Here is a 14,001-nt window from a genome sequence, read left to right as displayed (position 1 = left end):
GGCGCGTTACGGTTTCATGTCAGTTTCGTTACATTTTCCTTTTGGTCAAAACGCATCCGGCAGATGCCGGGGAAGCCGCCAGGGGCGGACGGCGACAATGTCGTACCGGAGGGAGAGGCGGTGGCCGTCGGGCTGGCGCGAGAGCCAGATTTCGCTTGCCGCGCGGATGCGCCCTTGCGCGGTTCCGGTGACGGCGAAGACGGCGCTGTCGACGTCACGGCGCGCCTTCACCTCGACGCAGACGACGAGGTCGCCGCGCCGCGCGATGATGTCGATCTCGCCGAGCTTCGTGCGGTAGCGGATCGCGCGGATGCGAAAGCCCTTGGCGGCAAGGTAGAGCGCGGCGATGTATTCGGAGACGTGTCCGCGGCGAAAGGCCTTCAGCCGGCCCGTATCCGCCGGCCTATTGCCCATCGCCGCCCTTCAGGTCGATGAGGCGCTGGTAGAGGTCGCGCCGCGGCAGGCCGGTCTGCCGCGCGGCCTCGGTGGCCGCCTTGCCGGCCGGCATGTCCCTGACGAGCGCGGCAAGCAGCCGGTCGACATCTTCCGCCTCGGGCGCGGCCGCCGCACCCGGCGGGCCGATGACGAAGACGATCTCGCCCTTGACGGCGTGGCCGTCGCCATAATGCGCCGACAGCTCCCCGAGCGTTCCGCGGCGGAATTCCTCGAAGGTCTTGGTCAGTTCGCGGCAGACACAGGCCGCCCGCCCCTCCCCCAGCACCTCGGCCGCCGCCGCGACCGTCGCGGCGATGCGATGCGGGGATTCGAAGAACAGCAGCGTCGCCGGCACGCCCGCAAGCTCGGCGAGGCGATCGCGCCGCGCCTTGTCCCTGGACGGCAGGAAGCCGGCGAAGAAGAAGGCCTCGTTGGGCAGGCCGGAGCCGACGAGCGCGGCAAGCGGGGCGGAGGCGCCGGGGATCGGCACGACGCGGTGCCCGGCCGCAATCGCGAGCAGCGCCAGCCGGTATCCGGGATCGGAAACGAGCGGCGTGCCGGCATCGGAGACGAGGGCGACGGATCTGCCTCCCTCCAGCGCGGCGATGAGGCGTGGGCCCGCCTCGTCCGCATTGTGCTCGTGGTAGGCGTAGGGCCGGTTGACGATGCCGTAGCGGTCGAGCAGCACGCGGGTGACGCGCGTGTCCTCGCAGGCGAGCACGTCGGCGCCTGCCAAGGTTTCGAGCGCCCGCAGCGTGATGTCGGAGAGATTGCCGATCGGCGTCGCGACGAGATAGAGCGCCGGCTCCAGCGGCCGGGCGGGGATCACGGCATTGTGCAGGCGGAAAGTCTTCGCGCCTTCGCCCCCGCCGTTTGCCGCACCCTCGTCCCGCATCGCCCGTCACCTTTCCAGCCGCTGGACGGCCGCATGTCTTCATCCTTATGGGCGAGCGGGCAGGCCCTCGCAAGGTCCGGCGGTTGACTATCCTGTGTTCCACGCCGTTAGCACTTGCAAAGTTCCGCATGTTTCTGCCATTTTGCCCGTCCACATCTTCCGGCGCCCGCCGGGATTTCAAGGCAATGCCGCGCCGGACCTCCGGCGTGCTAGCGGTCGAAAGCGGTACAGTTCATGCGCATTACTCTCGAGCGGTCCAATCTTCTGAAGTCGCTGAACCACGTCCATCGCGTGGTCGAACGGCGCAACACGATCCCGATCCTCTCGAACGTGCTGCTGCGCGCGGACGGCGCGAGCCTCGACATGAAGGCGACCGACCTCGACCTCGAGATCACCGAGGCGACGCCCGCCCAGGTCGAGCAGGCCGGCGCGACGACCGTTCCGGCGCACCTGCTCTACGACATCGTGCGCAAGCTCTCGGACGGTTCGGAAGTGCTGCTCGCCACCAGCGCCGACGGCGCCTCGATGACGGTCGCCTCGGGCCGTTCCAAATTCTCGCTGCAATGCCTGCCGCAGTCCGATTTCCCGGATCTCACCGCCGGCAGCTTCTCGCACACGTTCCGCCTCAAGGCGACGGATCTCAAGATGCTGATCGATCGCACCCAGTTCGCGATCTCGACGGAGGAGACCCGCTACTACCTCAACGGCATCTTCATCCACACGATCGAGAGCAAGGGCGAACTGAAGCTCCGGGCCGTCGCCACCGACGGCCATCGCCTGGCCCGCGCCGATGTCGAGGCCCCCTCGGGCTCCGAGGGCATGCCGGGCATCATCATCCCGCGCAAGACGGTCGGCGAGCTGCAGAAGCTGGTCGACAATCCGGACCTGACCGTCACCGTCGAGGTCTCGGACGCGAAGATCCGCTTCACCATCGGCTCCATCGTGCTGACCTCCAAGCTGATCGACGGCACGTTCCCGGATTACCAGCGCGTGATCCCGACAAACAATGACAAGGAACTGAAGATCGACTGCCAGTCCTTCGCCCAGGCCGTCGACCGCGTCTCCACCATTTCCTCCGAGCGCGGCCGCGCCGTGAAGCTGGCGCTCGGCGACGGCCAGCTGACGCTGACCGTCAACAACCCGGATTCGGGCAGCGCTACGGAAGAGCTGCCGGTCGGCTATGACAGCGACCCGCTGGAAATCGGCTTCAACGCGAAATACCTGCTCGACATCACCTCCCAGCTCTCCGGCACGGAGGCCGTCTTCATGCTGGCCGATCCGGGCTCGCCGACGCTGGTGCGCGACCTTGCCGGCGACGACGCGCTCTACGTGCTCATGCCGATGCGCGTATAGACGCCGCCATATCGGGAAACCGCCTTGGAACCCGCCGGTCCTCCGGCGGGTTCTTTTTTAGGAAGCGCTTTCGCGGGCGGGGGAAACTTGCAGGCGGCGGCGCAATCAGACTTGTTTTTGACGCAAACCGCGTCACATATTCGCAGAAGGCCGGGCGAAGCAGGCGGACACGAAGCCCCTTCCCGGCCATGTAGAAGTGCTACCATGAAGGGGGATGGCATGACGTTGCGCGTGAAGGTCAAGGAACGGCTCGGCAAGAAATTTGACGACGAGATCCGGTTCTTCAAGGGCTGGATGAGCAATACGCGGGCCGTCGGTTCGATCATCCCCACCTCTTCGGTCACCGCGCGCCGCATGGCGAGCGTCATCAATCCGGCCTCGGGCCTTCCCGTGCTCGAACTCGGGCCGGGCACCGGCGTCATCACCAAGGCAATCCTCGGGACCGGCCTTGCGCCGGAAAAGCTGACCTCGGTCGAGTTCTCCACGGATTTCTACAATCACCTCGTCGCGCGCTTCCACGGCGTCAACTTCATCAATGGCGATGCCTTCGACCTCGACAGGACGCTCGGCGATCTTCGCGACGCCACCTTCGACAGCGTCATCTCCGCCGTGCCGCTGCTCAATTTCCCGATGCACAGGCGCGTCGCGCTGATCGAGGACCTGCTCTCGCGCGTTCCCGCCGGCCGGCCGGTCGTGCAGATCTCCTATGGCCCGCTCTCCCCCGTCGTCGCCATGCCGGACCGCTACCAGATCAGCCATCTCGACTTCGTCGTGCGCAACATCCCGCCGGCGCAGCTCTGGACCTACCGCCGCACCCATTGAGGGGCGGCCATGTTCGCCCTTTATATCACCCATCCGCAGGTCGCCATCGACCCGGCCGTGCCGGTGCCCGACTGGGGCTTGTCCGAGCGCGGCCGCGAACGGGCCCTGCTCGCCGCCTCGGCCGGCTGGGCGCGGCAGATCGGCCGCTTCGTGGCAAGCACCGAGCGCAAGGCGATCGAGACGGCGGAAATCCTTGCCGCCGGCCGCCTTGCCGTCGAGACCGACCACGCCATGGGCGAGAACGACCGTTCCGCCACCGGCTACCTGCCGCCCGATGCCTTCGAGGCCGCGGCCGACGAATTTTTCGCCCATCCGGAGCGGAGTTTTCGCGGCTGGGAGCGCGCGGTGGATGCGCAGGCGCGTATCGTCGCCGCCGTCGAGCGGGCGCTGGCCGGTCACGACCCGGAAATCCCGATCGCCTTCGTCGGCCATGGCGGCGTCGGCACGCTGCTGAAAGGATACCTCAAGGGCAAGCCCATACGCCGGGACGGCGACCAGCCGGGCGGCGGCGGCAATCTTTTCGCTTTCGGCCTTGCGGACCGCATCGTCGCATGCGACTGGACGCCAATGGAATCTTGGAAAGGGTTTTGACCATGTCCGCGCGCGACCGCCTGATCGTTGGCCTCGATGTACCGACCATCGCGGAGGCGGAAAAGGTGGTCCAGACGCTCGGCGACACCGCCCTCTTCTACAAGATCGGCTACCAGCTGGTCTTTGCCGGCGGCCTGGAATTCGCCCGCGACCTCGCCAGGGATGGCAAGAAGGTCTTCCTCGACATGAAGCTGCTCGACATCGACAACACGGTGGCCAAGGGCGTCGAGAACATCGTCAAGATGGGCATGTCCATGCTGACCCTGCACGCCTATCCGAAGGCCATGGCCGCCGCCGTCGCCGCCGCCAAGGGTTCCGATCTCTGCCTCCTCGGCGTCACGGTGCTCACCTCCATGGACGCCAAGGACGTCATCGACGCCGGCTACGAATACGATCCGCACACGCTGGTGCTGCGCCGCGCCGAACAGGCCCGCATCGCCGGCATGGGCGGCGTCGTCTGCTCCGCCGAGGAAGCCAGGGCCGTGCACAAGATCGTCGGACCCGACATGGCGATCGTCACGCCGGGCATCCGCCCGGCCGGCGCCGATCTCGGCGACCAGAAGCGCGTCATGACCCCGGCCGACGCGCTGAAGGCCGGCTCCAGCCACCTCGTCGTCGCCCGCCCGATCGTTAAGGCAGACGATCCGCTTGCCGCAGCAAGCGCGATCCTCGCCGAAATGGACGGCATACGCGCAGCATAACAAAAGGGAGAGAGACATGCCCAAGGGCTACTGGATCGCACAGGTCGATGTGCGCGACACCGAACGCTACAAGGATTACGTCGCCGCTGCCAAGCCGGCCTTCGAAAAGTACGGCGCGAACTTCATCGCCCGCGGCGGCGCCTTCGCGCAGCTGGAAGGCCGCGTGCGCGCCCGCAACGTGATCATCGAGTTCCCCTCGCTGCAGGCCGCCGTCGATTGCTACAATTCGCCGGAATACCAGGTCGCCGCCGCCATCCGCCAGGAAGTGGCGGACGCGGAAATGGTGGTCGTCGAGGGCCTCTGAGCCGGCCATCCCGGCTCCCGGAAAAACCCGGCACAAGAGACGCTTCGCCGCGCTTCACCTTGCGAACGCTTTGGGCTATGTAGGCGCTACCGACCTACAATGTTCTTCAGGAGCAGCCTCATGACCTTGTCCAACCTTCCGCCGCTCGTCACAGTCTTCGGCGGCTCGGGCTTCGTCGGGCGTCATGTGGTGCGTGCGCTGGCGCGCCGCGGCTACCGCATCCGCGTCGCTGTCCGCCGGCCGGACCTTGCCGGCTTCCTGCAGCCGATCGGCGGCGTCGGCCAGATTTCCTTCGTGCAGGCGAACCTGCGCTACCGCCAGTCCGTCGATCGCGCCGTGGAAGGCGCCGACCACGTCATCAACTGTGTCGGCATCCTCTTCGAGAGCGGCCGCAACAATTTCGACGCCGTGCAGGATTTCGGCGCCCGCGCGGTGGCGGAAGCCGCCCGCGCCGTCGGTGCGAAGCTCACCCACGTCTCCGCCATCGGCGCCGACGAGAAATCCGCATCCTCCTACGCCCGCACCAAGGGTCGCGGCGAAGCGGCGGTGCTGCGCACGGTTCCCGATGCCGTCATCCTGCGACCCTCCATCATCTTCGGCCCGGAAGACGGCTTCTTCAACAAGTTCGCCACCATGGCCCGCTATGCCCCGGCCCTGCCGCTGATCGGCGGCGGCCACACGAAGTTCCAGCCGGTCTACGTGGCCGACGTCGCCGAAGCCGTCGCCCGCTCGGTGGACGGCACGATCGAGCGCGGCCGCATCTACGAGCTCGGCGGTCCGGAAGTGCTCACCTTCCGCCAGTGTCTCGAAACCATGCTGCGCGTGATCGACCGCAAGAACCCGCTCGTCTCGCTGCCCTTCGGCATCGCCTCGCTGATCGGCTCCATCGCCTCGCTCGTGCCCCTTATCAAGCCGCCGCTGACGGCCGACCAGGTCACGCTGCTGCGTGTCGACAATGTGGTCTCCGACGCCGCCCGCAGCGAGGGCCGCACGCTGGAGGCGATCGGCATCGAGCCGGTCCTCGTCGAGGCGATCCTGCCGAGCTACCTCGTGCGCTACCGGCCGCAGGGCCAGTTCACGCGGATCGACCGCGCCGCCTGACCGATTTCCATCCTAAATAACCGGCCGGCACGGGGCGATCCCGCGCCGGCCGGCCCGTGTTTTTCGAAGCGCTTTGGGCAGGCTGTTGCACTTATGCAGCGGTTAAAAAAATCACTGCGGCATTTACGCGCGATTCAGCATGTCGCGATATTGATTGTCTTCGGGCCAGCGAATAAACACCGCCCCCGTCGCGTCGTACTGATGACAGTTCTGCGGCGTATTTTCAGGACTTTGAGAGGCTTCCGGCGCAATGGGCAAGGCAATTGCAATCTTCTTCGGATTTTCGGCTCTGATCATCGTGGCCGGATCCTTTGCCGCGCCGTCGACGGTCTCGGCCGGCAAGCACGGCTGTTCGCCGGCCTACGGCGTCGATCCCTGCACGACCGCCTCGGTCAAGTAAGGGCGGGCCGGCCAGAGCCGGCCGTAACAATCTTCACCCGAAGATCAGAAGGCCGATGAGGCCCAGCGTTCCCACGACGATCCGCCAGATGGCGAACAGCGTGAAGCCGCGGCGCGAGACGAAGTCGAGCAGCGAGCGCACGACGAAGAGACCCGCCACGAAGGCTGCGAGGAAGCCGACGCCGATGACGAGAAGGTCGTCGGACGAGAGCGCGTCGCGGTTCTTGTAGAGATCGAGCGTGAAGGCGCCGACCATGGTCGGCATGGCGAGGAAGAAGGAAAACTCCGCCGCCGAGCGCTTGTCCGTGCCCATCAGCAGGGCGCCGGCGATCGTCGCCCCCGAGCGCGAGGTGCCGGGGATCATGGCCAGGCACTGGCAAAGGCCGATCTTGAAGGCGAGCGACGGCGGGTACTTCATCGCATCCGTATAGCGCGGCTGGAGCGGCAGGCGGTCGATCACGTAGAGGATGACGCCGCCGACGATCAGCACGATGCAGATCAGCATCGGGGTTTCGAAGAGTACCGTCTTGATGAAATCATGCGCCAGCGCGCCGATGACGGCGGCCGGCAGGAAGGCGATGAGCACGCTGGCGACGAAGCGCCGTGCCTCCGGGCTCGACGGCAGCGCAAAGGCGATGCGGAGCAGCTTGGCCGCGTAGACGGAGAGGATGGCGAGGATCGCGCCGAGCTGGATGAGCACGGCGAAGGTGTTGCCTGGCGACTTGAAGCCGAGGAAGTGCCCGGCGAGCAGGATATGGGCGGTGGAGGACACCGGGATGAATTCGGTCAGGCCCTCGATCAAACCGAGAATGAGGGCGCTGACGATGGACTGGTCTGCCATGTAGGTTCCTTGGGAAAGGGGACGAAAGCCACGGAATGAAGCGGGCTTCGAGCCTCCCACAAAACCCCGCCCGGAGGTTTTGTGGGAGGCCCATACGGCAAAAAGCCCGATTCGCTTGTGTTTGTACCACCAAATTTCTATAGGTTCGTCAAATCAGCCATGGTCAAATCAGCCCGCATGCGCGCTCGACCCGGCCACAGCCCCTTCCGCAAGACCAGCAAAGCAGCCTGATGCCCACACTCTATCATCACCCGATGTCCGCCGCGTCCCGCTTCGTCCGCCTGATCCTGGCGGAATACGGGTTCCAGACGGAGCTTGCCGAAGAACAGCCCTGGGAAAACCGGCGTGATTTCCTCGCCCTCAACCCGGCCGGAACGCTGCCCGTCTATGTCGACGACAGCATGCGGGCGCTCTGCGGCGCGAGCATCATCTCCGAATATCTCGACGAGACGCACGGCGTCCTGAAGCGCGACCGCCGGCTGCTCGCCGAAGACCCCTTCCAGCGCGCGGAAATCCGCCGCCTGACGGAATGGTTCCTGCAGAAGATGGAGCAGGACGTGACGCGCCCGCTGGTGCGCGAGCGCATCTTCAAGCTGCAGATGACGCCGGACCAGGGCGGCGGCCCGCCGGACAGCAAGATCCTGCGCAATTCGCGCGCCAATATCCGCCAGCACATGAAGTATCTTTCCTGGCTCGCCGGTTCGCGCACCTATCTTGCCGGCGACCGCCTCAGCTATGCCGACCTTGCCGCCGCGGCCTGTCTTTCGGTGCTCGACTATATGGGCGAGATCAACTGGGCGGACGCGCCGCAGGCCAAGGAATGGTACCAGCGGCTGAAGTCCCGCCCCTCCTTCCGCCCGCTGCTGGCCGAGCGCGTGCGCGGCGTCACCCCGGTCTCGCACTACGCGGACCTCGACTTCTGAGGACGGGGCGATGTCGGGCGACGACAGGATCCGGCGCCGCCTGACCGACTTCCTCAAGGCGGAAGCGGCGGACAAGGGGTTCGACCTCTGTCGCATCACCGCCCCCGATTCCATTCCCGAGGCGCCGCCCCGGCTCGCCGACTTCCTTGCCGCCGGCTATCACGGCACCATGGACTGGATGGCGGAGACCGAGGCACGGCGGGCCGATCCGCGCGTCCTGTGGAGCGCGGTGCGCTCCGTCGTCCTCTTCGGCATGAACTACGGCCCGGCGCACGATCCGCGCGCCGTGCTTTCCATGCCCGACCGGGCAGCGATCTCCGTCTATGCGCAGAACCGCGATTATCACGACCTCATCAAGGGCAGGCTGAAGGAAGTGGCGACGCGCTTTGCCGCCCGCGGCGGGGTGGACGTGAAGGTGTTCGTCGATACGGCGCCGGTCATGGAAAAGCCGCTCGCCGCCGCTGCCGGGCTCGGGTGGCAGGGCAAGCACACCAACCTCGTCAGCCGCACGCACGGCTCCTGGCTCTTCCTCGGCAGCCTCTTCACCACGGCCGACCTTGTCCGCGACGAGCCGGAGCGCGACCATTGCGGCTCCTGCCGCGCCTGCCTCGACGCCTGCCCGACCGACGCCTTTCCAGCGCCCTACAAGCTCGATGCGCGGCGCTGCATCTCCTATCTCACCATCGAGCACAAGGGACCGATCGATCCCGCCATCCGCGAGAAGATCGGCAACCGCATCTATGGCTGCGACGATTGCCTGGCCGCCTGCCCCTGGAACAAGTTCGCCGCCGCGGCCTCGCAGATGAAGCTCATCGCCCGCGAGGAACTGAAGGCGCCGGCGATCGCCGATCTCCTGACCCTCGACGATGCGGGTTTCCGTACGCATTTCTCCGGCTCGCCGGTCAAGCGTATCGGCCGCGACCGCTTCATCCGCAACGTGCTGATCGCCGCCGGCAATTCCGGCGACCGCAGCCTGATCGCGCCCTGCCTCCATCTTGCCGACGACGCGTCCCCCGTGGTGCGCGGCATGGCCGCATGGGCGCTTTCCCGGCTGATGGCGGCTTCCGAATTTACGAAATTTGCGGCAGGAAGGGCGGACGACGCGGACGCGGACGTGCGCGCGGAATATGAAAGAGCAAAGGCAGACTGTCGATGACGCATCTCCTGATCCTCGGCGCCGGCTTCTCCGGCAAGGCCATCGGCCAGACCTTCAGGGCGGCCGGTTTTTCCGTCTCCGGCACGACGCGCTCGGCGGAAAAGGCAGAGGGCCTTCGCGCCCTCGGCATCGCGCCGATCCTCTATGACGGCGGCCCGATCCCCGAGGCCCTTGCGGCCGACATGGCGCGCGCCACCCATGTCGTGCAGTCCATCGCGCCCGGCAAGGAGGGCGACCCGCTGTTCCGCGCCGGCATGCCGCCGATCTCCGCCCTGATGCCGGAGCTCGCCTGGGCCGGCTATCTTTCGACCGTCGGCGTCTACGGCGACCACAAGGGCGGCTGGGTGGACGAGGATACCGCGCTGAACCCGGTTTCCGCCCGCTCCATCGAGCGGGTGGAGGCGGAGAACCGCTGGCTCGACTTCGGCAGGGCCTCGGGCCTGCCCGTCGCCGTGCTGCGCCTTGCCGGCATCTACGGGCCGGGCCGCAATGCGCTGCGCAACATGGAAGAGGGCACCGCGCGCCGCCTCGTCAAGAAGGACCAGGTGTTCAACCGCATCCGCGTCGAGGATATCGGCCGTTCGGCCCTCTTCCTTGCACAGAAGTCCCTCGGCGGCCTCTGGAACATCACCGACAACGAGCCCGGTCCGCCGCAGGACGTGGTGGCGGAAGCCGCCCGGCTGATGGGCCTGCCGGTGCCGCCGGATATTCCTTTCGAGACGGCGGAACTTTCTCCCATGGCCCGGTCTTTCTACGCAGAGAACAAGCGCGTCTCGAACGCCAAGCTGCGTGCTGCCGGCTTCGAACTTCGCTTCCCGGACTATCGCCAGTCGCTCGCCGATCTCCATGCGGCCGGCCGCTGGCGCGGTTGAGGGGCGAGGCCGGCAGGGCTGGCTTTTGCGATTTAATACAACTTTTAATTTACCTGCCTCATTTTTGCCGCCGAATTCATGCGCAGTAACTGCTAATATTGAAAGTTTTTTCCGAGAATTTGCGCGATTGCCGGATGACCATTCCAACTTGCAAGTCGATCCAGTTTAGTGACTGATTCGGAAGATTCTTTTCCGCCATCCGAACGAAGATCAAAAATCCATCGCCGGCGATGGACTGTATATCGCACGGCCTCCCTACAGCAATTGCGGCGGGTTGAGGCACGTTTTTGCCATTTTTGCTTCCTCATAGGGCGATCATCACAGCGGAAATTCGCAACTTTCCCGGAAGGTCATCCGATACATGATGCTCAAGCTCTCCAGCCTCGCACTCGCCTCGCTCGTCACAGCCTCCTCCACCTTCGTTACATTCTCCGATGCTGAGGCCGCCGGTTGCGGTCGTGCCTCCTGGTATGCGCTGCACTCGCGCACCGCCTCCGGCGAGCGCATGAACCCGAACCTCCTGACGGCCGCCCACCGGAGCCTGCGCTTCGGCACCAAGGTGAAGGTCACCAACGCGAACAACGGCAAGAGCGTCGTGGTGCGCATCAACGATCGCGGCCCGTTCATCCGCGGCCGGGTGCTAGACCTCTCCAAGGCTGCCGCCTCCAACATCGGCATGATCCGCTCCGGCCACGCCAAGATCTGTTACGAAGTCATCGGCTGACGAGCGCTATTGTGCGGCTCCCGGCTTGCCCTTCGCGCATTCCGCCGCTACCACGACGCAAAACGGAGATGACGGATGCGATTGGGTGGGCGGCTCTCGGGAGCCATCGAGGTTCTGACGGATATCGAGACGCGGCGGCGCCCCGTCGCCGATGCACTGAAAGACTGGGGCCTCTCCCATCGGTTTGCCGGTTCCGGCGACCGCGCCGCGATCGGCAATATCGTCTATGACGCGCTGCGCATGAAACTGTCGCACGCCTTCCTGATGGACGATGACAGCCCCGCCGCCCTCGGCCATGCCGTGCTCCTGCGCCAATGGGGCCTCGCCCCCGAGGCGCTTGCCGCCGAGTTCGACGGCGACCGGTTTGCCCCGGAGCCCATTTCCGACGAAAAGCTTGCCGCCTTCCGCGCCCGCACTCTCGACGACGCCGCGCTGCATGTGCAGGGCGACATTCCCGAATGGATCCAGCCCGCCTTCGAGGCCAATTTCGGCGAGGCCTGGCTGGCGGAAGCCAAGGCGCTTGCCGGCCGGCCGACGCTGGACCTGCGCGCCAACACGCTGAAGGCCGGCCGCGACAAGGTGCTGAAGGCGCTGGAGCGCAACGCCGCCGTCGCCTCGGCCATCGCCCGCGAGGGCATCCGCATTCCCGCCGGCGAAGGCCCCTCGCGCCTGCCGAACGTCACCGCCGACCTTGCCTTCCAGAAGGGCTGGTTCGAGGTGCAGGACGAAGGCTCGCAGATCGTCGCCGATCTCGTCGTGCCGCAGGAGGGCGAGCAGGTGCTCGACTTCTGCGCCGGCGGCGGCGGCAAGACGCTCGCCATGGCGGCCGCCATGCACAACAAGGGCCAGGTGCACGCCTACGACACCGACCGCAAGCGCCTCGCCCCGATCATCGAGCGGCTGAAGCGTGCCGGCACGCGCAATGTCCAGGTGCACGAGACCATTGCCAGCCTTGCCCCGCTGAACGGCCGTTTCGACCGCGTGCTGGTCGATGCCCCCTGCACGGGCACCGGCACCTGGCGCCGCCGGCCGGACACCAAATGGCGCCTCACCGAAAAGAACCTCGAGGAACGCCTCACCCAGCAGCAGGAAGCGCTTGCCAATGCCAGCGCCTTCGTGCGGCCGGGCGGCTTCCTGCTCTATGTCACCTGCTCGATCCTGCCGCAGGAGAACGAGGAACAGGTGCACGGCTTCTGCGCGGCCAATCCGGAGTTCGAAATCCTGCCCGCGACCGACACCTGGAAAAAGCTGTTCGGCGCGGACAAGCCGCAGCCCTGGTCGCGCGACGGCAAGACCGTCACCCTGACGCCGGCCTCGACCGATACGGACGGCTTCTTCTTCTGCGCCATGGGCCGCAAGGCCTGAGGCGGTTGCGCTCTGTCAAGTGTACCGGAACAGCTTGAAATCGTTCTAAACTATACACTTTGACACAAGTTTTTATTTGGTCCATGACAGTAACGCCTGAATAATCCCGGGCCCGGCGAGATGCCGGACCATCCGGGCGGCGGCCGCCAAGGGAGGCAAGCCGTGACGTCCGGTGTCGGGGGACACATCGAACAGGACACCAGGAGACGTCATGACCACTTCCTTCCTCCGCGCGGCCGCCTTTGCGCTTGCTGCCGCGACATCGGGGCTCGCCATCGGTTCCGCCCATGCGGCCGCCGATCCGGCCGCGATCGTCAAGCACTATGCCGAAATCGCGCATGCCAAATTCTCCGACTCGCTCGACGCAGCAAAAGCGCTCGACGCAGCGGTCGACGCGCTCATCGCCAAGCCGGGCGACGACACGCTGCAGGCCGCGCGCGAGGCGTGGCTGAAGTCCCGCGTGCCCTACCAGCAGACGGAAGCCTATCGCTTCGGCAATCCGCTGGTCGATGACTGGGAAGGCAAGGTCAACGCCTGGCCGCTCGACGAGGGCCTGATCGACTATGTCGATGCCAGCTACGGCACGGAGAGCGACGAGAACGCCCTCTTCGTCGGCAATGTCATCGCCAATCCGAAGCTGGAGATTGGCGGCAAGACGATCGACGCCACCACCATCACGCCGGCCGTCCTGCAGGAGCTGCACGAGGCGGGCGAAGTGGAAGCGAACGTGGCGACCGGCTACCACGCCATCGAATTCCTGCTGTGGGGCCAGGACCTCAACGGCACCGGCAAGGGCGCGGGCAACCGCCAGGCGAGCGACTATGACACGGCCAATTGCACCAACGGCAATTGCGACCGCCGCGCCGCCTACCTGAAGGCCGCATCCTCGCTGCTCGTCACCGATCTGGAAGAGATGGTGACGGCCTGGGCGCCGGATGGCGACGCCGCCAAGAACGTCACCGCCGATCCGAAGGCCGGTATCACCGCCATGCTGACCGGCATGGGCTCGCTCTCCTATGGCGAACTTGCCGGCGAGCGCATGAAGCTCGGCCTCCTGCTGCACGATCCGGAAGAAGAGCACGATTGCTTCTCCGACAACACGCACAACTCGCACTACTACGATGTCGTCGGCATCCAGACCGTCTATACGGGCGAATATACCCGTGCGGACGGCTCGAAGCTCGCCGGCCCGTCGCTCTCCGAGCTGGTCGCGGAAAAGGACGCCGCGCTCGACACGGAGATGAAGGCCAAGCTCGACGCCAGCCACGCCGCCTTCAAGGCGCTGGTGGACCGCGCGGAAGGCGGCGAAGCCTACGACCAGATGATCGGTGAGGGCAACGAAGAGGGCAACAAGGTCGTCCAGGCCGCCGTCGACAGCCTGATCGACCAGACCAGGACGATCGAACGCGTCATCGCCTCGCTCGACCTCGGCACGATCGAGCTTGAAGGCTCCGACAGCCTGGATAATCCTAACGCTGTCTTCCAATGATAGAAGGCGGGCCGCTTCCCCCGGGTGGCG

General features: G+C 66.1%; 16 protein-coding genes. 12 read left to right on the top strand and 4 right to left on the bottom strand.

Annotated features, from left to right (window positions below; all coding sequences use genetic code 11):
• Window positions 1–45: 45 nt before the first annotated feature.
• Together AABF56_RS20620 and rsmI are read right to left on the bottom strand one after the other, a co-directional pair.
• Window positions 46–414 (bottom strand): YraN family protein, encoded by a 369-nt coding sequence (locus AABF56_RS20620; protein ID WP_272807365.1) that lies wholly within the window; start codon window positions 412–414, stop codon window positions 46–48.
• Window positions 404–1,330, bottom strand: coding sequence for a 16S rRNA (cytidine(1402)-2'-O)-methyltransferase (rsmI, locus tag AABF56_RS20615; RefSeq protein WP_244767204.1), 927 nt, complete (start codon window positions 1,328–1,330; stop codon window positions 404–406). The genes AABF56_RS20620 and rsmI overlap by 11 nt, the downstream gene beginning before the upstream one ends.
• Window positions 1,331–1,564: 234 nt before the next feature.
• Here rsmI and dnaN point away from each other — a divergent pair, with 234 nt between their 5' ends.
• The 6 genes from dnaN (at window position 1,565) to AABF56_RS20585 (ending at window position 6,202) form a co-directional block, all read left to right on the top strand.
• Entirely contained in the window at window positions 1,565–2,683 is a 1,119-nt protein-coding gene (gene dnaN / locus AABF56_RS20610; protein WP_244767203.1) for a DNA polymerase III subunit beta, read from the top strand.
• A gap of 219 nt (window positions 2,684–2,902) precedes the next feature.
• Entirely contained in the window at window positions 2,903–3,505 is a 603-nt protein-coding gene (gene pmtA / locus AABF56_RS20605; RefSeq protein WP_272807364.1) for a phospholipid N-methyltransferase PmtA, read from the top strand.
• Between the two features lie 9 nt (window positions 3,506–3,514).
• Window positions 3,515–4,096 carry a histidine phosphatase family protein gene (locus tag AABF56_RS20600; protein ID WP_272807363.1) on the top strand — a complete coding sequence of 194 codons (582 nt, stop codon included), beginning with the start codon at window positions 3,515–3,517 and terminating at the stop codon, window positions 4,094–4,096.
• 2 nt (window positions 4,097–4,098) lie between these two features.
• Window positions 4,099–4,797 carry an orotidine-5'-phosphate decarboxylase gene (pyrF, locus tag AABF56_RS20595; RefSeq protein ID WP_272807362.1) on the top strand — a complete coding sequence of 233 codons (699 nt, stop codon included), beginning with the start codon at window positions 4,099–4,101 and terminating at the stop codon, window positions 4,795–4,797.
• Window positions 4,798–4,813: 16 nt separating this feature from the next.
• Window positions 4,814–5,101: a DUF1330 domain-containing protein gene (locus AABF56_RS20590; RefSeq protein WP_244767199.1), complete on the top strand. Its 288-nt coding sequence runs from the start codon at window positions 4,814–4,816 to the stop codon at window positions 5,099–5,101.
• Between the two features lie 120 nt (window positions 5,102–5,221).
• Window positions 5,222–6,202, top strand: a complete 981-nt coding sequence (locus tag AABF56_RS20585; protein ID WP_244767198.1) for a complex I NDUFA9 subunit family protein — start codon at window positions 5,222–5,224, stop codon at window positions 6,200–6,202.
• 123 nt (window positions 6,203–6,325) lie between these two features.
• On the opposite strand, the gene AABF56_RS20580 is transcribed toward AABF56_RS20585, so the two are convergent.
• Complete coding sequence (locus tag AABF56_RS20580; RefSeq protein ID WP_272807548.1) at window positions 6,326–6,499, bottom strand: hypothetical protein; 174 nt, start codon at window positions 6,497–6,499, stop codon at window positions 6,326–6,328.
• A gap of 136 nt (window positions 6,500–6,635) precedes the next feature.
• Window positions 6,636–7,442 carry an undecaprenyl-diphosphate phosphatase gene (locus AABF56_RS20575; protein ID WP_272807361.1) on the bottom strand — a complete coding sequence of 269 codons (807 nt, stop codon included), beginning with the start codon at window positions 7,440–7,442 and terminating at the stop codon, window positions 6,636–6,638.
• A gap of 230 nt (window positions 7,443–7,672) precedes the next feature.
• On the opposite strand from AABF56_RS20575, the gene AABF56_RS20570 reads away from it, so the two are divergent.
• From AABF56_RS20570 to AABF56_RS20545, 6 genes are all read left to right on the top strand, one after another.
• Window positions 7,673–8,365 (top strand): glutathione S-transferase family protein, encoded by a 693-nt coding sequence (locus tag AABF56_RS20570; RefSeq protein WP_272807360.1) that lies wholly within the window; start codon window positions 7,673–7,675, stop codon window positions 8,363–8,365.
• 10 nt (window positions 8,366–8,375) lie between these two features.
• Window positions 8,376–9,521: a tRNA epoxyqueuosine(34) reductase QueG gene (gene queG, locus AABF56_RS20565; protein ID WP_272807359.1), complete on the top strand. Its 1,146-nt coding sequence runs from the start codon at window positions 8,376–8,378 to the stop codon at window positions 9,519–9,521.
• The gene (locus AABF56_RS20560; protein WP_272807358.1) at window positions 9,518–10,393 is read left to right on the top strand and encodes an SDR family oxidoreductase; all 876 of its coding nucleotides are present in this window, start codon (window positions 9,518–9,520) and stop codon (window positions 10,391–10,393) included. The genes queG and AABF56_RS20560 overlap by 4 nt, the downstream gene beginning before the upstream one ends.
• Window positions 10,394–10,754: 361 nt before the next feature.
• Window positions 10,755–11,117: a septal ring lytic transglycosylase RlpA family protein gene (locus tag AABF56_RS20555; protein ID WP_432346464.1), complete on the top strand. Its 363-nt coding sequence runs from the start codon at window positions 10,755–10,757 to the stop codon at window positions 11,115–11,117.
• A gap of 75 nt (window positions 11,118–11,192) precedes the next feature.
• A complete protein-coding gene (locus AABF56_RS20550; RefSeq protein ID WP_272807357.1) occupies window positions 11,193–12,482 on the top strand; it encodes an RsmB/NOP family class I SAM-dependent RNA methyltransferase in 1,290 nt (429 codons plus the stop codon).
• Window positions 12,483–12,693: 211 nt separating this feature from the next.
• Window positions 12,694–13,971: an imelysin family protein gene (locus AABF56_RS20545; protein ID WP_272807356.1), complete on the top strand. Its 1,278-nt coding sequence runs from the start codon at window positions 12,694–12,696 to the stop codon at window positions 13,969–13,971.
• The last annotated feature ends 30 nt before the right edge of the window (window positions 13,972–14,001 follow it).

The sequence above is a fragment of the Shinella sp. WSC3-e genome (assembly GCF_945994535.1).
In the GTDB taxonomy this organism is placed as follows: Bacteria; Pseudomonadota; Alphaproteobacteria; order Rhizobiales; family Rhizobiaceae; genus Shinella; species Shinella yambaruensis.
This window is presented reverse-complemented; position numbering and strand designations above follow the sequence as displayed.